This is a genomic window from Actinomyces oris (assembly GCF_006546825.1).
In the GTDB taxonomy this organism is placed as follows: Bacteria; Actinomycetota; Actinomycetes; order Actinomycetales; family Actinomycetaceae; genus Actinomyces; species Actinomyces oris.
The window spans coordinates 23,505-44,661 of record NZ_VICC01000011.1 but is presented as its reverse complement, the minus strand read 5'-3'; the positions used below and the strand labels follow the sequence as shown (position 1 = coordinate 44,661).

Here is a 21,157-nt window from a genome sequence, read left to right as displayed (position 1 = left end):
CTAGATCGGCTCGGTGATGTGCGCCACCGCGGCGGCGTCGGTCAGTTCGGCCTCGGCCGCGGCGATCTGGGCCACGCGCTGGGCGTAGGCCTCCTTCTGGGCGGCGACGTCCTTCTCGGACCAGTTCAGCAGCGGCGCCATGATCGCCAGGATCTCGTCGGCGGCGGCCAGGCCCCGGTCGCGGCGCGACATGTCCAGGCGTACCCGGCGCAGGAGGACGTCGTCGAGGCACTCGGCGCCCTCATGGGTGACGGCCCAGGCGACCTCGGCGCGCAGGTAGGTGGGGGCCTCGGCCAGCGGCTCGCCCAGGCGCTCCTCGGGGCCGGCGGCGTCGATGGCCTCCAGCAGGGCCGGGGTCTCATCGCCGTAGCGGTCCAGCAGGTGGGTGACCCGCTCCAGGGTCCAGCCGCGCTCACCGGCGATCTGCCCGGCCCGCTTGGCCAGGGCGTGGTAGCCGGCCGCGCCCACCAGGGGCAGCTCCTGCGTGGCGCAGGGGTGGGCGTGAGACAGGGCCTCGCCCAGGGCGTGGTCGACGGCGTCGGAGGCCATGACCCGGTAGGTGGTCAGTTTGCCGCCGGCGATGGCGGTCAGCCCCGGGGCGATCCGGGTGACCGTGTGCTCGCGGGAGACCTTCGTGGAGGCGGCCTCCGCGCCCGGCTTGAGCTTGGGCTGGAGCAGGGGGCGCAGGCCCGCGTAGACGCCGATGATGTCCTCGCGGGTGATGGGCCGCGATAGCACGGAGTTGGCGTGCTCGAGGATGTAGTCGACGTCGGCGGCGGTGGCCACGGGCTTGGAGACGTCCAGTTCCCAGGGGGTGTCGGTGGTGCCGATGACCCAGTACTCGGGCCAGGGGATGATGAACAGGACGGACTTCTCGGTGCGCAGGAAGACCCCGGTCTCGGCGTCGATGGCCTCCTTGGGGACCACGATGTGGATGCCCTTGGAGGCCAGGACCTTCAGGCCGCCCACGTCGGTGGCCAGGTCCTGGACGTCCTCGGTCCACACGCCGGCGGCGTTGATGGTGCGCTTGGCCCGGATCTCGTGGTCGGTGCCGGTGGACAGGTCGGTGACGCGGGCGCCGTGGACGTGGCCGCGCTCGTCGGTGAGGAAGCCGGTGACCTTCGTGCGGTTGGCGGCCAGCGCTCCCAGGCCGACGGCGGTGCGCACCAGGTCGATGACCAGACGGGCGTCGTCGACGCGGGCGTCGAAGAAGCGGATGGCACCGGCCAGGCCGCTGGTGTCCAGGGAGGGGGCCAGGGCGGAGGTGCCCTTGCGGCCCAGGTGGCGCTGGATCGGCACGGTCTTGCGGCCACGGGAGCCGGCCAGGGCCAGGGCGTCGTACATGCCCACGCCGACCGCGGAGTAGGAGCGCTCGTAGTGGTGCTTGAGCGGCCACAGGAAGGGCTGGGCCTTGACCAGGTGCGGCGCGGTGGTGCTCAGCAGGCGGCCGCGCTCGGTGAGGGCCTCGTGCACGAGGGCGAAGTTGAGCTGGTAGAGGTAGCGCAGGCCACCGTGGACGAGCTTGGAGGACCACGAGGAGGTGCCCGAGGCCCAGTCGCCCATCTCCACGATGCCGGTGCGCAGGCCGCGGGCCGCGGCGTCCAGGGCGATGCCGGCGCCGGTGACGCCTCCACCGACGACGAGGACGTCCAGGCCCTCGGCCGAGGTCATCTCCTTCAGAGCGCGCTCGCGCTGGGCGGCGTTGAGCGCGGTGTCCTGGATGGGGGCGGGGTAGAAGGGGCCAGCCGGGCCGGAGTTGCGGGAGGTCTTCTTGGACGAGGGCTTGCGGGTGGAGGTCATGACTCCTGGGCTCCTACGTGTCGTGAGATCGAAACTGATGGGGCTGTGCGGGGCCGGTCGGCGTTGACCAGGGGTGCCGGACCGGGTCAGGCCGAGTCCCGGCTTCCGGCGCCGGGGCCCGCCGCGTTCCGTCGCGCTCGCACGGCTCTTGTGTGGTGGCGGACACCACTGTCCGCCGCCTGTGGAAGAATGCGCAAGGGGTGTGCACGAATGTGCAGGCGGCTTTCGAGGTATCCACAAGAATGTCCGCGCACCTGTGCGGACGCCTCTTCTCGCCGCGACATCCGATGCCGCAGGCGGGAGGATCGTTCCCTCCCGCGGCGGACACCGGCCGTGTGGAACGGCCCGTCATCGGTGGGCGGAGCCGGGTGGAGTAAGGAGGAAGACGTGACTGGCAGAACCGTGGCTGACGCAGCCGGGAGCGCGGTGAGTGCTGCCGACCCCGGCGGCCTCCTGCGCGCCTATGAGGCGGCCTCCATGTACTACGTCCAAGGCGAGACGATGGAGGTGATCGCCCACCACCTGGGAGTGTCGCGCTCGACCGTCTCCCGGCTCCTGGCGCGTGCCCGGCAGGAGGGTGTTGTGCGGGTCAGCCTCGTCCAGCCCGGGGGTGCCGGCTCCCTGGAGGGACGGATGGCTCAGGTCTTCGGGGTCCGCACGCATATCGTCCCGGTGCGCGAGGGCACCACGGAGATCCACCGCCTCCAGCAGGTCGCCTCCGTCGCTGCCGCGCACATGGTTGATCTCATCGAGGCCCTGTCCGAGTCGGGCCGGGGCCGAGGTGTCGGTGCGTGTGAGTCCGGTGGTCCCGAGGGTGACAAGCCCGCCGCGGCCGGTGAGCCCGCCGGGGCGGGTCGGGACGCTGACGCAGGAGGCGTCGTCGTCGGCGTCGCCTGGGGCACCACCATGTCGGAGGTCAGCGCCGCCCTGCCCTCGAGGTCCGTTCCGGGACTGACCGTCGTCCAGCTCAACGGTGCCTCGGATCCTGTGCGTGAGGGGCCCAGTGCTGGCGAGGTGCTCTCCCGGATGCGCTTGTCGCTGGGGGCGCGCACGATCTCCTTCCCGGTGCCTGCCTTCTTCGACCATGTGGCCACGCGCGAGGCCATGTGGTCGGAGCGCTCGGTCAAGCGAGTCCTGTCGGTGGTGCGGCGCGCGAGCCTGGCCGTCTTCGGCGTCGGCGCCCTCGATGCCCTCAACGGGGCCCTGCCCTCTCAGGTCTACGAGGGCGGCCACCTCACGGCCCGGGACCAGACCGTGCTGCGCCGCCAGAACGTGGTGGGGGACGTGTGCACCGTCCTGCTGCGCGCCGACGGCTCCTGGCGCGACGTCGCCCTCAACGCCCGGGCCACCGGTCCGACTCCCGCCCAGCTCGCCCGGATTCCGCGCCGCCTGTGCGTGGCCGCGGGAACCGGCAAGGCCCGCGCCCTGCTGGCCGCGCTGCGCGCCCGGACCGCCACCGATCTCGTTGTCGACGACGCCACCGCCCGTGCCGTCCTGGATCTCGCCGAGGCCCGCGGCCAGAAGGGAGGCGGTTCTCGATGAGTCGCGAACGTGGCAGGATGTGGGCCCGGATCGCGCTGCGGTCTGCTCACGGCTCCGATGTCGCCGGTGGTGCGCCGGCTCGCGGGGCCCACGACCAGAACTGAGTCTTACTGAATGCGGATGACGATGAACAGCACTGCTGTCAGGACAGATGAACACCAGCCCACCGGCCGGGCAGCTCGCCGGGCTGAGGTCTACGGGGTCGACGGCTCCCGACGCGTCCTGCGGCCGGCTCGCCCGGCGGACGTACGCGCCATCGCCGAGCTGGTGCGACCCTATGCCGAGCGCCGCGTCCTCATCGCCAAGGACCTCATCTCCTACTTCGAGGACATTCAGGAGTTCATCGTCGCCGAGGAGAGCCCCGGCGTCGCCGGGCCCGGTGGAGCAGGCGGCTGCGAGGCGTCGGCCGCGCCCAGGATCGTGGGCTGCGGGGCTCTGCACGTCATGTGGGACGACATCGCCGAGGTGCGTACCCTGGCCGTTCATCCCGACGCCGTGGGGACCGGGCTCGGTTCAGCCATCCTGCGCGAGCTCATCGCGCAGGCCCGGGAGATGGGGCTCAAGCGGGTGTTCTGCATGACCTTCGAGGAGCCCTTCTTCGGTGCCCACGGTTTCGAGCCGATCGAGGGTACCCCAGTGGGTGCGGACGTCTTCTCCGAGATGCTGCGCTCCCACGACGACGGTCTGGCTGAGTTCCTCGACCTGGCCCGCGTCAAGCCCAACACCCTGGGCAACGCCCGCATGCTCCTGCACCTGTGAGCTGACCGCCCTGGATGGGCCGGGTGTGGTTCGCTGCGGCGCGCCGCAGTCCTGTGCGACCTCATGGTCGGGTGCGATCCTGTCGGACAAACGACCGGCGGCTGTGCGACAGCCAGGCGACAACCGTGGAGGAGCACTCATGATCCGCAACGTTCACGAACGCGTCATCAACGCCCCTATCGAGTCCCTTGGGGCCCTGCTTGACGGGCTGGGACAGAAGGACGACCGGCTCTGGCCCTCGCAGTCCTGGACGCCGATGGTCCTGGACCGACCCCTGGCGGTGGGAGCCGACGGCGGCCATGGCGTCATCCGCTACTACGTCAGCGAGTACGTGCCCGGCCGGCGAGTGCGGTTCACCTTCCGTCCGCGAACAGGGATCATCGGCGCCCATGAACTGAGCCTTGACACCCTGGACGATGAGCGCACCCGCATCCGCCACGTCCTCATCGGCCGTGCCCGCGGCGCCATGCGGCTCATGTTCTCGGCCGTGGTCGAGCCCCTGCACGACGCTGTCGTCGAGGACCTCCTCGACAACGCCGAGCGGGAGGCGACCGGTTCGGTGGCCCGGCCCGCGTCCTGGAGTCCGCGGGTACGCGTGCTGCGCCGCCTCACCGGCGACAGATAACCGTTAAGCGCAGGCTGGGCCGATGGGGAGTTCTACCAAAAGCCGGCACAGAGCCAGGGCGATAGGCTGACAAAGCGTCGTCAGCCCCCATAAGTCCGAAGAACCCCTTGAGGAAAATATTCATGAGTCAGCCGCCGATCTCGCCGGTCACGGAGAAGCTGGTGCGCCGAACCGCGTTCACCGGCTCCGGCTGGATCGTGTTCATTTTCTGCGGTATCCCAGGGCTATATCTGCTGAACATCGCGCGACTCTTCGTGGGGGAATGGGGCGGTGCCTTTTTCACGGCTCTGATACTCGGGCTGTTGCTCCTCCTCCCTGTCGCGGTGGCGGTCTCAAGGAGGACGCAGTTCGATGCGGATGGGATCCATGTGCGGGGGCTGTGGAGCGCGCACGACGCCCCGTGGCCCCGCTCCCGCAGCGGCCTGGTCGTCCAGCGGCCGGCTAAGAACCCGGTCCTGGGACTCCTCATCATGGCCTTCGCCGGACTCTTCATCGTGATTCTGGTATTCCTGAGCGATGGGAACCTGAGCCCGGATGAGTTCCCCGGCATGAGTCTGGCCGCTCGGACCCACGTCCTTGACTCCGAGGGGCAGGTTGTCTGGCTTGCAGGAATGTCGCGCAGGGGATTATCCAGGTCCGGTATGGAGCGCAGAAGCGCGGCGGAGTTGGATCGGATCTGGAGCTGGGCCGTCGCGCGCGGCTACACGTGGGAGACCGATACGTACGTGAATCCTGAGTGCCTCCGCGCTGAATGAGAAAGGAGCACGGGGACGATGAGGATTGCTGCGGTCTACCTTGTCTCCGAGGGCGGGATGGGGAGTCCTGCCTGAGGCTGCCGTGTGACTGTCTCGGTATCCTGTCCGGGTCCGATCAGGACTCCGCGCATGTGAAGAACCATCGAGGAAAGTGCTCATGAGCCAGCCACCGGCCAACGGCCCCTACAGTCAGCCCGGACAGCCCGGCCAGTACGGTGCTCCCGCCCAGCAGAACCCCTACGGTCAAGCCGGCGTCTCCGGACCTCAAGCCCAGTACGGCCAGACGAGTCAGGTCGGAGCTGTGCAGTACGGTCACCCCGGACCTCAAACCCAGTACGGTCAGCAGGCCGGACAGCCCGCAGGGACTCAGGCGGCTTCCTACGGCGTCGCGGGCGCGCAGCAGTCCTCCTCGGCCCCGCAGCACGAGTACCAGCCCTCTTGGCTCGGCCCCATCCCCGTGGAACAGGACAGGCTGGTCCTCAAGCCCACGGCGACGACCTCCAGCCGCATTCAGTTTCTCGTGGGCGGCGGCTTTGGGCTGGTGTGCCTGGCCGGCGCAGTCTGGAACCTCATTCATCTCGGGGACAAGGGCACGATCAGTGCCTTCGTCATCCTGCTGCTCCTCGGGTTGTTCCTGCTGCTCGGTATCCTGCTCCTCATGTCGGTGCGCACGGTGTTCGACGCCACGGGCATCCACATCGGGGCCGGCGGAAGGGGCCGCGATATTCCCTGGCCGCGGTCGCGCACGGGGCTGTTCGTCAAGGTCCCCGGTGCGCCGGCGGCCCTGGGCGTCGCCGCCGGCAAGGTCCAGATCCGTCACGCCGAGGCGCACGTCATCGACCCCGCCGGCAAGGCATTCGTGCTGGCCGGTCTGACCTGGTCCGGAGTCAGTGCCCAGGCGCTGGAGGCGAAGGGCACCGCCGAGCTGGACCGCATCTGGGAGTGGGCGGTCGCGCGCGGATACACCCAGGAGACGGGCGAGTACGTCGAGCTCAACGGCGTGCTCGGTGTCCAGCAGGGACTGCGAGCGAGGCAGGAACGCCGTCAGGGCCTGAACCGCCCCTGACCCGGGGCGCACACGGTGGACGTCGAGGACGTGCAGCCTCCTCCAGCATTCTCGGTCGATGGGGGCTGGGCCCTTGGCGGCGGTGAGGTCGTGGTCGGTGTGGAATACGCTCATGGCACCCCACCGCCCACGATCTGGTGCTGACCGCCTTGATGAAGAGGTTCCCATGACGCAACCACCGACAGGCACGTCCGACGGCTGGCCCGCTCCCTACGGCCGGCCCGGGAGCCGCCCCGCCCCCTACGGTGGGGCCGTTCCTCAGGGGGCACCCGGTCAGTATGACTCGGCCGGGTACGGCCGAGTTGGTGGCGGTCGATCGAATGATGGCCGACCGAACTACCAGCAGCCATCGGCCCCTCCGGTCCCCGTTCCCGTCGCTGCGCTCCAGGGAGTCCCCGCGGCCCGGACGTTCGCGCCGCCGGTGCATCGTCCCGAGCGAGCATCCGCTGTGCCGGTGACCGACAGGTTGGTCCGCCGTACCGCCGCAACCGGGTCCGGCTGGATCGTGCTCGTCCTGTGTGGCGCCGTCGGGCTGCTGCTCCTGGCGTTCGGGCTTGGGACCATCGTTGGTGGCGGGGACGATTCCACGTTCGGCCTCACCATGCTCATCACCGGGCTGATACTCCTGGTGCCGGTTCCGATGATGATGTCCATGCGGACCGAATTCGACTCCAGCGGCATCCACACGCGAGTTCTCGGCTTCCGGCGCGACATCCCCTGGCCCCGGTCCCGCAGCGACCTATTCGTCAAGCGCCCCAGTGCGCCCCCGCTGCTGGTGATTCTCCTGGGGCTCGTCCTCATCGTCCTGGCCCTCCTCGCCGGGGACGCCGGGGACGCTGCCGGCGTGAGCCTGAGCGCCCGAGCCTACGTCAGGGTCCCTCAAGGGCGAGCCGTCTGGTTGCCGGGGCTGACTCGTCGCGGTCTGTCGAGGTCCATGATGGTGCGCCGGGGCGATGCCGAACTGGACCGCATCTGGACCTGGGCAGTGGCCCGCGGTTACACCCAGGAGACGGGTACGCCCGCGCGATCGTAGGTTAAGCCTCGGCTTCGTAGGGTAAGGGTACGAACCGGGTGCCTACCCTACGACCGCGAGGAGTGAGCCGCTTCTCAGCCGGCTGGTGACGAAGGCATCCGGCCTCGCCCAAGCCGTTGCCGCTACGGTGTCCCCCGTGCCTGCCCGCCCCGCCCCTGACGACACGATCACTGCTGCGACCTCGGCGCAGGACGTCATGACCTGGTACGACGCCCACGCCCGCGACCTGCCGTGGCGCCGGCCCGGTACGACCCCGTGGGAGGTTCTCGTCTCGGAGGTCATGAGTCAGCAGACCCCAGTGGCCCGCGTCGTCCCCGCCTGGCAGGAGTGGATGCGGCGCTGGCCCGGTCCCGCCGAGCTCGCCCAAGCCCCTACCGCTGCGGTGCTGCGGGTCTGGGGTCGCCTGGGCTACCCACGCAGGGCCCTGCGGCTCATCGAGTGCGCCCGCAGCGTCGTCGAGCAGCACGGCGGCGTCCTGCCCGATGACCTGGACGCCCTCCTGGCCCTGCCCGGGGTGGGGGAGTACACGGCCGGTGCGGTCATGGCCTTCGCCCACGGTCGGCGCGCCCTCGTGCTGGACACGAATGTCAGACGGGTCCTGGCCCGCGCCGTCGGCGGTCAGGCCCTTCCCGCCCCCAGCCTCAACCGGGCCGAGCGCGAGCGGGCACTGGGGCTGCTGCCCGACGACGACGCCACCGCCGCCCACTGGTCGGTGGCCGTCATGGAGCTCGGTGCCCTGGTGTGCACCGCCCGCGAGCCGGACTGCGGGGCTTGCCCGTGGCAGGCCGGCTGCGCCTGGCTGGCGGCCGGCCGCCCCGCGGACGTCCACGCGGGCCGGCGTCGCACCCAGGCCTGGCACGGCACCGACCGCCAGGCCCGGGGGCTGGTCATGGCCCGCCTGCGCGCGGCCCCCGACGGGCAGTGCGTCGAGGCCGCTGAGCTCAGGGCCTGCGCCGCCAGGGCCGGGACGCGGGCCTCCGGTGGTGCTCGCGACCCCGAGCAGCCGGTGCGCGCCCTGTCCACCCTCCTGGCCGACGGGCTCATCGCCACCGACGACGACGGCGCCACCTACCGGCTTCCCTAGCCGGCCACCGCTGTGCGGACCGCCCCGGTAGCCGGCCGGCAGGCCGCGCTTGGGGCCTGTGCGGACAACGACGAAGGTCTCATCGGCCTTGCGCATCGCCGGGGCGGGGCGCTCACGGGCCTGGGGCCGTGGCGCCGGTAGAGTCGTGACCATGGCCAAAGGACGCGGACGCAACCATGGGGAAAGCGCAGGACGACGAGGCTCGGCCCGTCGCGGCGCAGGCTCCTCATCGGGACGCTCGTCCTCGGGCTCCCAGTCCCGGCCCCACCGGCAAGGTGGTTCCGGCGGCGGGCCGCGGTCGGGTGCCGGACAGTCCTCCTCGTCCCGCTCCGGCGGGACGCCTCGATCCTCCCAGGCCAGGGGACGCGGCGGCCGCGCCTCGGGCACGAAGTCGACCGGACGCCCCCTGCACTCGGGGCAGACGGGCCGGCCCGCCGGCGGGCAGTCGGGCACGCCGGTCCGGGGCGGTAAGAACCGCCGGTCCCCCCAGGGCAGCCAGGGGACCTCGACGCCTCGCTCACGGCAGGCCGCTCCGGGAACCGCTCGCTCCTCCCGGACGAGCTCGACTCAGGCCGCTCGCTCCGATCGTCGTCGACACAGCTGGGGCGCGGGCCTCCAGTGGACCCATATCGGCGGCGGGCGGCTGACCGGAGCCCCCGACTCGATCCCGCAGGGCCCGGACCAGCCTCGCAGTGGGCGCCTGCGCAAGCCGGTCCCGCCTCAGCCCCGCTACGGTCTGCGCCGTGCCCTGGTGCTGGGCGGGGTCCTGCTGGTCCTCTTGCTGCTCATCGTGACCATCGCCGTCGGCTACTTCTGGGTCCGCAACACCATCCGCACCCAGGATGAGGAGCGCGCCGCCGCCCAGGTGCACACCGTCTACCCCACGCCGGGGAAGTGCGACCCCTCGACCTTGAAGAGCACAGTGCAGGGGCCCGAGTCCGTCAGTGTCGGTGCTGGGGCGACCTTCTCCATCTCCCTGGTCAACAGCGGCCAGGCACCCTGCCTGATCGACGTCGGCAGCCAGGCCCTGGGGGTGCGGGTCTCCTCGGGCTCTCAGCAGGTGTGGGACTCTGTCACCTGCCCCGTGGGCCAGACCGAGAAGGCCCTCCTCCTGCCTGCGGGCAAGGGCGCCGATGTCAACGTGACCTGGAACGGTAACGCGGCCACCTCCGACTGCGCAGCGGCCAACGCGGCACCGGCCTCCCCGGCTTCTCCGGCAGGCGCATCGGCCTCCTCGACGCCGAGTGCCACTGCCTCCTCCTCCGCGAGCCCCTCGGCGGGTCAGGCGCAGACCGCCCCCGGCAGCGCCGCGGGCGCGGGAACCTACCGTTTCCGCTTCGTCATGGGGGACAAGGACCTCACTGAGGACCGGGTCTTCGTCGTCGGCTGACGGCCTTCTGCAGGCGGGTGCCGGGGCGGCCGCCGGAAAGGCCTGGCGACCGACGAGCTCAGGAGTAGCGCTCGACGACGGAGATCTCCGCCAGCCGTGACAGCCCGTCGCGCAGGGTCCGGGCCCGCTGGGCGCCCACGCCCTCGACGGCCTCGAGTTCCTCGATGGTGGCTCCGAGGACCCCTTGCAGGGACCCCCACTGCTCGACGACGGCGCGCGCCGTCACCACGGGCAGGCGCGGGATCTTCGACAGGATCCGCAGGCCGCGCGGGGAGACCTGAGCGTCCAGGTCCTGGCCGTCGATGCCGCCCAGTCCCATGGAGCGCGCCACCATCGCCAGGTCCAGGAGGGCGGGGGAGCCCACCCACTTTAGGCGCGCATCGACGGTGGTCGTGTCCAGGCCCTCGGGCAGGTAGTCCTCTAGGAGGAAGCCGTGCTCGGCGAGCAGGCCCCGGGTGAGCTCCTCGACCTGGAGGGCCAGGAGGCGCCCGTCGGTGCCGAGCTCCAGGACGTAGGAGTCGATGTCGGCGGAGATGCGGCGGACCATCTCCATGAGCTGGAGCACCGAGGTGACGTCACGGACGGTGACGAGGTCCTCGATCTCCAAGGAGTCCAGGCCGGCGGAGGTCTGGTCGAGGCGGGCCTTGTAACGCTCCAGGGCGGACAGGGCCTGGTTGGCGCTGGCCAGGATCGACTCGCTGGGCTCCAGGACGTGGCGCTTGCCGTCCACGTACAGGGAGATGATCCGCATCGACTGACTCACGGAGATGACCGGGTACCCGGTCTGGCGGGCCACGCGCTCGGCGGTGCGGTGACGCATGCCCGTCTCCGAGGTCTGGATCGAGGCGTTGGGCAGCAGCTGGACGTTGGCGCGCCGGATCCGGGCGGTGTCCATGTCGACGACGACGCCGCCGTCCATCTTGGCCAGCTCGCGCAGGCGGGCGGCGGAGAGCTCGACGTCCAGGTGGAAGCCGCCCGAGGAGATGGCCTCCACCACCGGGTCGAAGCCCAGCACGATGATCGCCCCGGTACGTCCGCGCAGGATCCGCTCCAGTCCGTCACGAAGGACGGTGCCGGGAGCAACGAGCGCAAGCGTCTCGTGCAGCTGGCCAGCGGCCTCGATCATCATCTCTCCTGATCTCGCGGTGTCCTGGGGAAAGGATCGCACAGTGAACTTGCCGGGGCGGACCGCGCTCGGGACCCTCCGGTCTCGCGGCATCCAGGTGAGCGCACGCCCCTGTGCTCACGCTCCCATGGTATCGGCAGCCGGGCCGACCTTCGGCGAGGGCCTTCCCACACTGGACCAGTCGGTCTGTTGGCGGCGCCCGGCCGATCCATGACAGTCACGTCACCTGCTCGGCTCCCGTGGCCGCCCCTGGTCCCGGCGTTGTCTGCGTTTGCCAGTACTGCCTCCACTGCCTGTGCTGTATGTGCTGCCCATGGTGACCGTACTGTCCTGTCAGCCGCGTGGGAGTGCCGCCCCCATGGCCTCACCCACGTGCGCGACCGGCAGCACCTGCATCCCGGCGACCTCGCGCAGCTCGGCCGAGCCCGCCAGCGGCACGATCGCCCGGTCGAAGCCGAGACGGGAGGCCTCCGCCAGGCGCCGCTGGATACCGACAGTGGCCCGCACCTCACCGGTGAGCCCCACCTCGCCGAAGGCCACGAGGCCAGCAGGTGTGGGCAGGTTGCGCGCGGCCGAGACCACGGAGATGGCCACGGCCAGGTCCGTGGCCGGCTCGACGGCGCGGGCCCCGCCCACGGTGGAGACGTAGACGTCCGCGCTGGAGGTGTCCACCCGCAGCCGGGCGCTGAGGACCGCCAGCGCCATGGCTGTGCGCGAGTGGTCCACCCCGGAGGTGGTGCGCCGCGGGGAGCCTGCGTTGGTGGGGGCCACCAGCGCCTGGATCTCCACCGGCATGGGACGGCGCCCCTCCAGGGTCACGGTGGCGCAGGTGCCCGGCACCTCGGAGCGGGCGGCGGACAGGAACAGGCCCGAGGGGTCCGCGAGCCCCACGATGCCCCGCTCGCCCAGGTCGAAGCAGCCTACCTCGTCGGTGGGGCCGTAGCGGTTCTTGACGGCCCGCAGCAGCCGCAGACGGGCGTGGCGGTCCCCCTCGAACTGGGTGACGACGTCGACCAGGTGCTCCAGGACCCGGGGTCCGGCGATTCCGCCGTCCTTGGTGACGTGACCCACGAGCAGCACCGGGATATTGCGCTCCTTGGCTACCGCGATGAGTGCACCGGCCACGGCCCGCACCTGGGTGACGCCCCCGGCACTGCCCTCGACCTGCGCTGAGGCGATGGTCTGAACCGAGTCCACCACCAGCAGGGAGGGACCGGCCGCCTCCACGTGCCCCAGCAGGGCCCCCAGCTCGGTCTCCGCGGCCAGGAGCAGCCCCGGATCCAGAGCGTCGATGCGCTCGGCCCGCAGCCGCACCTGAGAGGCCGACTCCTCACCGGTGACGTAGAGGACCGGCCCGTCTGCGCGCTCGCGAGCCACAGCGGCTGCCTTCGCGGCGACGTCGAGCAGCAGCGTGGACTTGCCGACGCCGGGCTCACCGGCCAGCAGCACGACGGCACCCGGCACGATCCCGCCGCCCAGGACCCGGTCCAGTTCACCCACCCCGGTGGGACGGGCCCTGGCCTCTGTGGCGCTGACCTCCCCGATGGGGCGGGCGGCCACGGTCGGTCGCACGGCGCCGGCAGCGCCCAGGGCCCCGCCGGCGCCCCCACCCGGGGAGTCGGAGACCTGAGTCTCCTCCAGGGTTCCCCACTCGCGGCACTCCCGGCACTGGCCCATCCACTTGGGGCTGGACCAGCCGCACTCGGTGCAGCAGTAGGAGACCTTGGGGGCCTTGGGGCTCTTCGATGCGGGCATGACCGGAGAGTATCGGGCCCCACCGACATCTATTCAGACCTCGACATCGGCGTCCTGCGGGCCTCAGTAGCCGACCGGGCCGCTCTGCCCGGGCTGCCCTCCCTGACCGTGGGGCTGCTGGCTCTGGGAATCCTGACCGTACTGGCCCGACGGCGGCACCTGGCCCGGCTGCTGCTCGCCGTGCGGGGCCTGCTGCGGAGCGGTCCGAGCTGCCTGCTGGCCGGGCACCTGGCCGTAGCCGGTGCTCTGCGGCGCCGTCGGCTGGGCCGCCGGCTGTCCGTACTGGGGCTGTCCGTACTGGCCCTGCTGAGGGACCTGCCCTCCCTGGAAGTACGGGGCCGCGTAGCCGGGTACCAGGTGGGGAGACTTCTTGGCCAGGGCCGCGTCGGCGAATCTGCCGATCGCCAGAGCGCCGACAACGGGAAGAATGAAGACCAGGTAGGGGATGCGCACCCTCCCCTCGGCGTTCGTGATGATCCCGATGAAGATCGCGATGTCGATGATGACGCCGATCACGACCATGATGGTCATGATGAGGTAGTAGTAGCGCGTGCGCAGGGGCTGGTCCTTGCCGGAGTCCTCGCTGTCAGGGATCTGAGGGTCGTTCTGGGCGGGTTGCTGTGCGCTCATGAGAGACGGCCTTTTCTGTATTCGGGGATGGGTGTCGCAGTGCGCCAGGTGGCGCGACCGGGTCCCAGCCTGCCCGCATTTGACCGTCAGGTCACTCTCTCCTCATGGGGAGGGGTACCCCCGTGACATGTGCTCCTCTCATGCCGAGCCGGGCACCTCTCGCGTGGCCCTACAGAAAGACCGTAGGACGACTCGAAAGATGCCCGGCTCGGTGGCGGTGGGGCAGTGGGGGTCAGCCGCGGGTGCGGGCCAGCGCCCGGCGGGCCCGCTCGGCGACGTTGTCCCCGGTGAAGCCGTACTCCTCGAACAGGGCGGTGCCGGGGGCGGAGGAACCGTAGTGGTCGATGGAGACGATCTCGCCGGCGTCGCCGACGATCTCGCGCCAGCCCAGGGCGATGCCCGCCTCGATGGCGACCCTGGCGGTGCCGGCCGGCAGCACCTGCTCCCGGTAGGCGGCGTCCTGCTGGGCGAACCACTCCAGGCAGGGGGCGGAGACCACCCGGGTGGGGGTGCCCTCCCCCTGGAGGATCTCCCGGGCGGCCACGGCCACGCCGACCTCGGAGCCGGTGGCGATCAGGACGACCTCGGGGGCCGTCTGGTGCCCATCGGTGTCGGTGGCCTCGGCCAGGACGTAGGCGCCGCGGCGCACGCCCTCGGCGGCGGCCGTGGCGGAGGCGCTCACGGTGAGGTTCTGACGCGACAGGGCGATGCCGGCCGGCTCGTCGTGACGGCGCAGGATCTCGGTCCAGGCCGCGGCGGTCTCGTTGGCGTCCCCGGGGCGCACCACGGCCAGGCCGGGGATGGCGCGCAGCGCCGCCAGGTGCTCGACGGGCTGGTGCGTGGGGCCGTCCTCGCCGACCCCGATGGAGTCGTGGGACCACACGAAGACCGGGCCGATCCCCATGAGAGCCGCCAAACGCACGGCCGGGCGCATGTAGTCGGAGAACACCATGAAGGTGCCCCCGTAGGGGCGGGTGAGCCCGTCCAGGGCGATCCCGTTGAGGATCGAGCCCATGGCGTGCTCGCGCACACCGAAGTGGAGGGTGCGCCCGAAGGGCCCGTCGCCCTCGGACTGCGCCAGGCCGGCGGGGAGGAAGGAGGGCTCCCCGGCCATGGTCGTGTTGTTCGAGCCGGCCAGGTCCGCCGACCCGCCCCACAGCTCGGGCACCACGCCGGCCAGGGCGGAGAGCACCTTGCCCGACGCCGCACGGGTGGCCAACGACTCACCCACCTTCCAGGTCGGCAGGGCCTCCTCAAGGCCCTCGGGCAGGCGGTGGGCCTCAAGGCGCTCCAGCAGCGCGGCGCCGGCGGGGTTGGCCTGCTGCCAGCTCGCGAAGCGCGCGTCCCAGTCCGCTCGGGCGGCCCGGGCGTTGTCGGCGGCCTGCTTGCGGGAATGGGAGACGACGTCCTCGGGCAGGATGAAGCTCTGCTCGGGGTCCAGGCCCAGGGCCCGCTTGAGCCCGGCGACCTCCTCGGCCCCGAGCTTGGAGCCGTGGGAGGACTCCTGGCCCTGCTTGGTCGGGGAGGGCCAGGCGATGATGGTGTGCAGGCGGATCAGCGACGGGCGCGCGCTCTCGGCGCGGGCCGCGACGATGGCCTTGTGCAGCTCCTCGAGGTTCTCCGCGTAGCCGTCGGGGCCGGTACGCCAGTCGACGTCGAGCACCTGCCAGCCGTAGGCCTCGAAGCGGGCCGAGACGTCCTCGGTGAAGGCGATGTCCGTGTTGCCCTCGATGGAGATGTCGTTGTCGTCGTAGATGGCGATGAGGTTGCCCAGCTGCTGAGTGCCGGCCAGGGAGGCGGCCTCCGAAGACACGCCCTCCTGCATGCAGCCGTCGCCCAGGACCGTGTAGACGAAGTGGTCGAAGACCGACTTGCCCAGCGGGGTGCCGGCGTCGAGCAGCCCGTGCTCGCGGCGTGCCGCCATGGCCAGGCCCACCGCGTTGGCGAAGCCCGCCCCCAGCGGGCCCGTGGTGGTCTCCACCCCGGGAACCTCTCCGAACTCGGGGTGGCCCGGCAGGCCGGCCGGAGAGCGGAAGGCCGTGAAGCCCTCCAGGTCGATGTCGTATCCGGCCAGGAACAGCTGGATGTACTGCATCAGCGAGGCGTGCCCGATGGACAGGACGAACCGGTCCCGTCCCAGCCAACCCGGATCCGCCGGGTCGTGGACCATCTCACGCTGGTAGAGCAGCCACGCCACCCCGGCCAGGGAGATCGGCGTACCGGGGTGGCCCGACCCCGCCTTCTCCACGGCGTCGGCGGCCAGGGCCTTGGACACCGCGATGGTCTGACGGTCAAGGTCGGTGAGCAGCGGCTCAGCGCTCATAACTGAGGACTCCTTGTGCATGAGGGTGCGTCTTGCTCGCGGCCACGGGCGCCGTGACGGTGGTGCATCGCGGTGCCTCCGCGGGCGGGCATCAAGGGTGATCCTTCCCGCTTCCGCGGGGGCGGGCAAGTACAGGCGTGAGCGCGTGTGTCTCTCACACTCGGGGGCTTGTTCCCGCAGGGGGGTGCTCTTGCCCGTAGATTGGGCCGCATATGGGTACAGCAAGAAGGCGCGCGGCGCCGCCGGCGGAGCGCGGGAGCGCGTTGGAGCAGATCGACTCCCGGCCCCTGACGGGCCATCAGCGAAGCATCATCGCTCTGGCCATCGTCGCCAACATCTCTGAGTTCTTCGACATGTTCCTCATCGGCTTCGCCGTCGTCCAGCTTCAGAAGGAGTGGAGCCTGGGCGGGTTCGAGACCGGTGTCATCCTGGCCTGCTCCGGGCTGGGCACGGTGCTCGGCGCGGTCCTGTGGGGCTGGGCCGCCGACCGGATGGGCCGACGGCGGACCTTCTTCTGGTGCGTCCTGATCTTCACCGTCTTCACCCTGGTCTCGGTGTTCACCCCCACGGGCTGGTGGGTGATGCTGGCCCTGCTGCGGGTGCTGGTCGGAGTGGGCGTCGGGGGCCTCAACATCGTCTCCATCCCCTACGTCCAGGAGTTCGTGCCCACCAGGCAGCGCGGTCTGCTTGCCGGGCTGGGCTCGGTGTTCATCCCGCTGGGGCTCTTCCTGGGCTCTGTGTCGCAGCGGCTCCTGCACGACAACTGGCGCGGCCTCATCGCGCTGGGGGCCGTCCCGATCCTCCTACTGGCCTGGATTCGGATCGTCCCCGAGTCGCCCCGCTTCCTGCTCTCCCACGGGCGCGAGCGCGAGGCCCGCGAGTCCATCGCCTGGGCCCTGGAGCTGAGTCCCGACGACGTCGGAGCCCTGCCACCGGTGCGGACCGGGCCGCGCATCGCCTACGGCGAGCTGCTGCGCAAGCACCTGCGGCCCCTGCTCATCGTCTCGGTGGGCTCCTTCTGCTTCATCCTGGGCTCCTTCACTGTGCAGTCCTGGGGACAGACGCTCCTGGAGGTCGGCTTCGCCGATATCGGCGCCGACGCCGTGGGGACGCTGTTCATGGGGGTCTCCCTGGTGGATCTGCTTGGCCGCCTGGCCTCGGCCTGGCTCGCCGACCGGATCGGGCGGCGCTGGACCGTGTTCTCCTTCGGCCTCATCGGGGCGCTCGGAGCGGTTATCGTGGCCCTCTCCGCCCACTGGGAGACCTCGTGGATCGTCTTCTTCACCGGCATCTGCCTCACGATGGGCTTCGGCGACGGCGCCTTCGGGATCCTCAACGCCTTCGGCGGCGAGCAGTTCCCCAACGGTGCCCGGGGCACGGGGCTGGGCCTGGGCTACGGCATCGGCGCGAGCGCCAAGATCCTCGGGCCCCTGCTCATGGGGGTGATGATCGGCTCCGGCAGCCTTCAGGATCTGGCGCACCCGCTGGCGGCCGTCTTCCCGGCCTTCCTCTTCTTCGCGGTCATGCTGGTCCTGGGCGGCTTCATCTACCTGCTGGCCCGCGAGACCAAGGGCGAGAGCCTCGAGGACATCTGAGTGCCCGAGCGCTTCGAGGGCGTCAGCGGCGGCGGGCTCAGGACTTCCAGGCGGTGGCCGGGTAGAAGGCGCTCTCGTTGCAGAACCCGTAGGGCGTCACCGTCACTATCTCGTGCTGGCCGCCGGTCGGGGACTGTGAGATCACCTCGCCGGTGTCCAAGTCGATGAGGTGCAGGCGGCCTCCGTTGAGGGTGAGGTAGAGGATGGAGCCGTAGATCGCCGCACTCTGGTAGGACTCCTCCTCGGTGGACTCCCGGGTCAGCAGCGCGGTCGCCGAGCCGTTCTTGCGGACCTGGATGTGGTCGGTCCTCCTGATGACGTACCCGTTGCTCGCGGTCAGGGTGGGGTGCTTGTCCTCCGTGTCGACCGGCAGGTCCGTCAGCTCGGTGCGCTCACCGGTGGTGAGGTTGATGCTCACCTCGGGGTAGGGCGGCTCCTTCGTGCGGCTGTCGGTGGCGTAGAGGTAGCCCCGGTGCACGAGCTGTGCGCTCAGGTTCTCGATGGGGTGGGTGAGGCCGTCGGCGAGCGTGACGATGGCCGTGTGGACCTTCACGTCGTCACCGAGCAGGGCCACTGCCTCGCCGCCGGCCACCGCGCAGAAGTTCTGGGACGTGACGGAGGCCAGGTCGAACTGCACGGACAGGTCCTTCGCAGACAGCCGCAGGGCCCGGTGCGGGACGCTGGTGGTGACCAGGAGGTCGGCGCCGTCGGAGGTCAGCGTGATCGAGGAGCCGGCGCGGTAGGTCGACTCCCTCGCCTTGAGGGCGAGATTCTCCCCGAGCAGCGCGCTGGCGACGATGCGGCGGTCGGCCAGGCGGATCTTGAGCAGACTGACTCGTCCCCGGTTCTCGGGGCGCTCATCGAGGACGTCCTCGCGGCCGGTGATGAGGTAGGCGAACTCGTCGTCGCAGGTAGCGGCGCAGGTGAACTGCTCGGTGACGAGTGTGCCGGGGCTGGGGGCGATGGGGTTGCCTGCGGGAACACCGCCGACGGGGGGAACGGTCATCGGCTCGATGCGATACCCGTGCTCGGAGTCCTCCGGCACGATGCCGTAGGTCGTCGGCCCCTTCAGGTCAACGAGGATGGGGCGGTCGCCGGACAGGCCGGCGGTCTCGTCGTCGCTGTTGACGTCATAGGCGATGAGAAAGGAGCCGTGGACGGCCTCGATCATCGCGTTGGTGGGCCAGGGGTGGTTCTGATTCTCCTTGACGCGCAGGGGCCACACCGCCTCACCGCCGAAGTCGGTCGGGATGGAGGGGGCCTTCGGGAGCGTGGACAGTGACGCGTGAAGGACGGTGGGGGGCTGAGGGGTCAGGGTGCGTGCGATGCGCTGGCGGACGTCCGCGCAGCCGTTCAGGGACAGGGCGCCGGCGCCCGCGGTGGCGCCGAGTGCGGCGGTGAGAAAGATGCGACGACGCATGATGACCTGCCCGGTACTGACTGTGCGGAATGACGGAGACATGCTACGTGGCCGGGTGCGGTTGAGCGGACATATTCCGCACCCGGCCACGTGGATGATCTCGATTTGTTTCAGACCTACCGGTTGTCAGTGCTCCGAGTGCTCGACGACGGCGGCCGGGGCTGCGCCGTCGTGGTCAGCGGAGCCGGCGTGGTCGGCGGAGGCGTCCGAGCCCGGCAGGTGGCTGCCCACCATGTCGGTCAGTCCGGTGCCCACGAGGCTGCGCAGGATGAGATCGAGCTGCTCGACGTTGTTGGCCACCGCCTTGGGCAGGGCGGAGGCGCCCTCGGTGGAGATGATCGACAGGTCGCGCACGCTGGCCAGCGGCTCGCTCAGGGCCCGGGCGATCTCGGGGGCCTTGTCCAGCAGCATCTGGCGGGTGGCGGCCTCGCCGTACTTGGCCAGGGCGTCCGCCTTGTCACTCATGGCCTTGGCCTCGGCCTCACCGGCGGCACGGATCGTGTCGGCCTCGGCCTGGCCTCGGGCCGCGATGGCCTCGGCCTCGGCGCGGGCCCGGGCGGCGGTCGCCTTGGCCTCGGCCTCGGCGCGGGCCACGGTGGCCTGGGCCTGGGCCTCGGCGTCCAGACGGGTGCGCTCGGCGTCGGCCTGGGCCCGCAGCAGCGCCTCGGTCTTGGAGGCCTGAGCCTCCTGCTCGCGCTGGTAGCGGGCGGCGTCGGCGGGCTTGCGCACCGTGGAGTCCAGCTCGCGCTCGGTCAGGGCGGCCTTGGCCTCGGCCGCCTCCTGCCCGATGATGGCGATCTCGCGCTCCTTGGCGGCGCGGGCGATCGGGCCGGCGGAGTCGGCGTCGGCCTGGGCCTTGTCCGTCTCGGCCTTGAGCTGGGCCTGACGCAGGGACAGGTCGCGCTCGCGCTCGGCGATCTGCTGGCGGGAGGTGACCTCGGCGTCGCGGGCCTCACGCTCGGCGTTGGCCCGCGCGATGCGGGCGTCCTTCTCGACGCGCTGCTGCTCGGGCACACCCAGGGACTCGATGTAACCGCCGGCGTCGGTGATCTCGGAGACCTGGAGCATGTCGATCTCCAGACCCATGTTGGCCATGATGCTCTTGGCGTCGTCGAAGACGTTGCGCTGCAGGGCGTCGCGGTCGGAGATGAGGTCGGTGACCGTCATGTGGCCGATGATCGAGCGCAGGGAGCCGATGAGCGCCTCCCGTGCGGAGTCGGCGATGGCCTGGTCCGTGTTGGGCTTGCCCAGGAAGCGCTTGGCCGCGGCGCGCACCTGCTCGTCGGAGTCGCCCACCTTGACGGCGGCCACGGCGGCGACGTTGACGTTGATCTTGTTCTCGTCCTCGGCGGTGACCTTGAAGCCGATCGTGGTCTGGGTGAAGGGCAGGTACTGGATGGTCTGGATGACCGGCAGGACGAAGTCGCGTCCACCGGGGTGGACGATCTTGACCGTGCCCCGGTTCGATCCGGAGATCAGACCGGTGAGGTTGGAGGGGACGACGACGATGCGGCTGAACAGGTAGGCGACTGCCGCCAGCACGATGATGGCGACGATGGCGATCAGGCCGATGACTGATACACCCATGCGGGTTCCTTTCTGTGCGGGAAGATGGGATGAAGGAGAATGGTGGGCAGACGGCGCAGTAACAGGTGGGGTGCGGTCCGTCAGCGGCTCCCGGTGGGCTCAGTCGCTGATCTGCTCCCAGGGGACGATGGCCAGGGTGGAGTCGACGGCGTCGAGCACCCAGGCGCTCTGCCCTGAGCGCAGCGGCTGCTCGGAGTGCGCCGGCAAGGTGAGCTGGTGGCCGCGCGTGACGGCGCGAACCTCACCGCTGCCGTCCTTCCACCACAGGACGATGACTTTCTCACCGACCAGCTCGGCGGCGGTGGGCGGAGCCGTGTCCAACGGCATGGAGCGCCTGAGTCGGTTCCACAGCCAGCGCATGAGCGCACCGGATCCGAGGGCTGCTGCGGTGGGAACGCCCCACAGCACCGCCGCCGGCACCTGCGCCGCGGCCGAGCCCGTCGCCGCCGTCACCCCCATGCCGATGGCGCCGAACACGGCCACCGGCAGAGCGAGGATTGGCACGAGCCCGTCGGGCAGGAGGGCGTCCAGCAGTCCGTCGAACAGGATGCCGGCCACCAGGACGGTGCAGCCGATGATCGCGCACCAGGCGAAGACGCCCACACCAGCTCCCTTCCGCGCAGGCCCCTCGACCTCCGACACCTGGATTCTGCCACGCAGGCCGGCA

17 protein-coding genes are annotated in these 21,157 nt (G+C 70.8%); 9 read left to right on the top strand and 8 right to left on the bottom strand.

The genetic code is table 11. From position 1 onward, the window contains the following. On the bottom strand, positions 1 to 1,800 hold the full coding sequence (locus tag FK267_RS13070; RefSeq protein WP_141407464.1) for a glycerol-3-phosphate dehydrogenase/oxidase: 1,800 nt from the start codon (positions 1,798 to 1,800) through the stop codon (positions 1 to 3). A gap of 387 nt (positions 1,801 to 2,187) precedes the next feature. Between FK267_RS13070 and FK267_RS13065 the strand changes: the two genes are divergently transcribed. The 8 genes from FK267_RS13065 to FK267_RS13705 all read left to right on the top strand — a co-directional run bounded on the left by FK267_RS13065 (position 2,188) and on the right by FK267_RS13705 (position 10,054). Continuing rightward, positions 2,188 to 3,342, top strand: a complete 1,155-nt coding sequence (locus FK267_RS13065) for a sugar-binding transcriptional regulator (protein WP_075378838.1) — start codon at positions 2,188 to 2,190, stop codon at positions 3,340 to 3,342. A gap of 126 nt (positions 3,343 to 3,468) precedes the next feature. Further along, the gene (locus FK267_RS13060) at positions 3,469 to 4,101 is read left to right on the top strand and encodes an amino-acid N-acetyltransferase (protein ID WP_075378915.1); all 633 of its coding nucleotides are present in this window, start codon (positions 3,469 to 3,471) and stop codon (positions 4,099 to 4,101) included. Positions 4,102 to 4,240: 139 nt separating this feature from the next. Next, a complete protein-coding gene (locus FK267_RS13055; protein ID WP_075378839.1) occupies positions 4,241 to 4,726 on the top strand; it encodes an SRPBCC family protein in 486 nt (161 codons plus the stop codon). A gap of 122 nt (positions 4,727 to 4,848) precedes the next feature. After that, positions 4,849 to 5,481: a hypothetical protein gene (locus tag FK267_RS13050; protein WP_075378840.1), complete on the top strand. Its 633-nt coding sequence runs from the start codon at positions 4,849 to 4,851 to the stop codon at positions 5,479 to 5,481. A 157-nt stretch (positions 5,482 to 5,638) separates the two neighbouring features. After that, a complete protein-coding gene (locus tag FK267_RS13045; RefSeq protein ID WP_081379373.1) occupies positions 5,639 to 6,547 on the top strand; it encodes a hypothetical protein in 909 nt (302 codons plus the stop codon). A 454-nt stretch (positions 6,548 to 7,001) separates the two neighbouring features. Next, positions 7,002 to 7,580, top strand: coding sequence for a hypothetical protein (locus FK267_RS13040; RefSeq protein WP_232622432.1), 579 nt, complete (start codon positions 7,002 to 7,004; stop codon positions 7,578 to 7,580). Between the two features lie 136 nt (positions 7,581 to 7,716). Beyond that, positions 7,717 to 8,664 carry an HhH-GPD family protein gene (locus FK267_RS13035; RefSeq protein WP_141407463.1) on the top strand — a complete coding sequence of 316 codons (948 nt, stop codon included), beginning with the start codon at positions 7,717 to 7,719 and terminating at the stop codon, positions 8,662 to 8,664. 151 nt (positions 8,665 to 8,815) lie between these two features. Next, complete coding sequence (locus FK267_RS13705) at positions 8,816 to 10,054, top strand: hypothetical protein (RefSeq protein ID WP_232622431.1); 1,239 nt, start codon at positions 8,816 to 8,818, stop codon at positions 10,052 to 10,054. Between the two features lie 58 nt (positions 10,055 to 10,112). Here the strand turns inward: FK267_RS13705 and disA are convergent, their stop codons facing one another. The 4 genes from disA to tkt all read right to left on the bottom strand — a co-directional run bounded on the left by disA (position 10,113) and on the right by tkt (position 15,888). Continuing rightward, positions 10,113 to 11,183 carry a DNA integrity scanning diadenylate cyclase DisA gene (disA, locus tag FK267_RS13025; RefSeq protein WP_101559851.1) on the bottom strand — a complete coding sequence of 357 codons (1,071 nt, stop codon included), beginning with the start codon at positions 11,181 to 11,183 and terminating at the stop codon, positions 10,113 to 10,115. A gap of 330 nt (positions 11,184 to 11,513) precedes the next feature. Further along, positions 11,514 to 12,935, bottom strand: a complete 1,422-nt coding sequence (gene radA / locus FK267_RS13020) for a DNA repair protein RadA (protein WP_141407462.1) — start codon at positions 12,933 to 12,935, stop codon at positions 11,514 to 11,516. Between the two features lie 63 nt (positions 12,936 to 12,998). Next, a complete protein-coding gene (locus FK267_RS13015) occupies positions 12,999 to 13,565 on the bottom strand; it encodes a hypothetical protein (protein ID WP_141407461.1) in 567 nt (188 codons plus the stop codon). A 232-nt stretch (positions 13,566 to 13,797) separates the two neighbouring features. After that, entirely contained in the window at positions 13,798 to 15,888 is a 2,091-nt protein-coding gene (gene tkt / locus FK267_RS13010; protein ID WP_170198647.1) for a transketolase, read from the bottom strand. A 212-nt stretch (positions 15,889 to 16,100) separates the two neighbouring features. Here tkt and FK267_RS13005 point away from each other — a divergent pair, with 212 nt between their 5' ends. Next, positions 16,101 to 17,483: an MFS transporter gene (locus FK267_RS13005; RefSeq protein WP_141407459.1), complete on the top strand. Its 1,383-nt coding sequence runs from the start codon at positions 16,101 to 16,103 to the stop codon at positions 17,481 to 17,483. Between the two features lie 37 nt (positions 17,484 to 17,520). Here the strand turns inward: FK267_RS13005 and FK267_RS13000 are convergent, their stop codons facing one another. The 3 genes from FK267_RS13000 to FK267_RS12990 all read right to left on the bottom strand — a co-directional run bounded on the left by FK267_RS13000 (position 17,521) and on the right by FK267_RS12990 (position 21,093). Further along, positions 17,521 to 18,945 carry a hypothetical protein gene (locus tag FK267_RS13000; protein WP_141407458.1) on the bottom strand — a complete coding sequence of 475 codons (1,425 nt, stop codon included), beginning with the start codon at positions 18,943 to 18,945 and terminating at the stop codon, positions 17,521 to 17,523. A gap of 84 nt (positions 18,946 to 19,029) precedes the next feature. Continuing rightward, positions 19,030 to 20,490 carry a flotillin family protein gene (locus FK267_RS12995; RefSeq protein ID WP_141407457.1) on the bottom strand — a complete coding sequence of 487 codons (1,461 nt, stop codon included), beginning with the start codon at positions 20,488 to 20,490 and terminating at the stop codon, positions 19,030 to 19,032. Between the two features lie 99 nt (positions 20,491 to 20,589). After that, complete coding sequence (locus FK267_RS12990) at positions 20,590 to 21,093, bottom strand: nodulation protein NfeD (RefSeq protein ID WP_075378850.1); 504 nt, start codon at positions 21,091 to 21,093, stop codon at positions 20,590 to 20,592. Between the last annotated feature and the right edge of the window lie 64 nt (positions 21,094 to 21,157).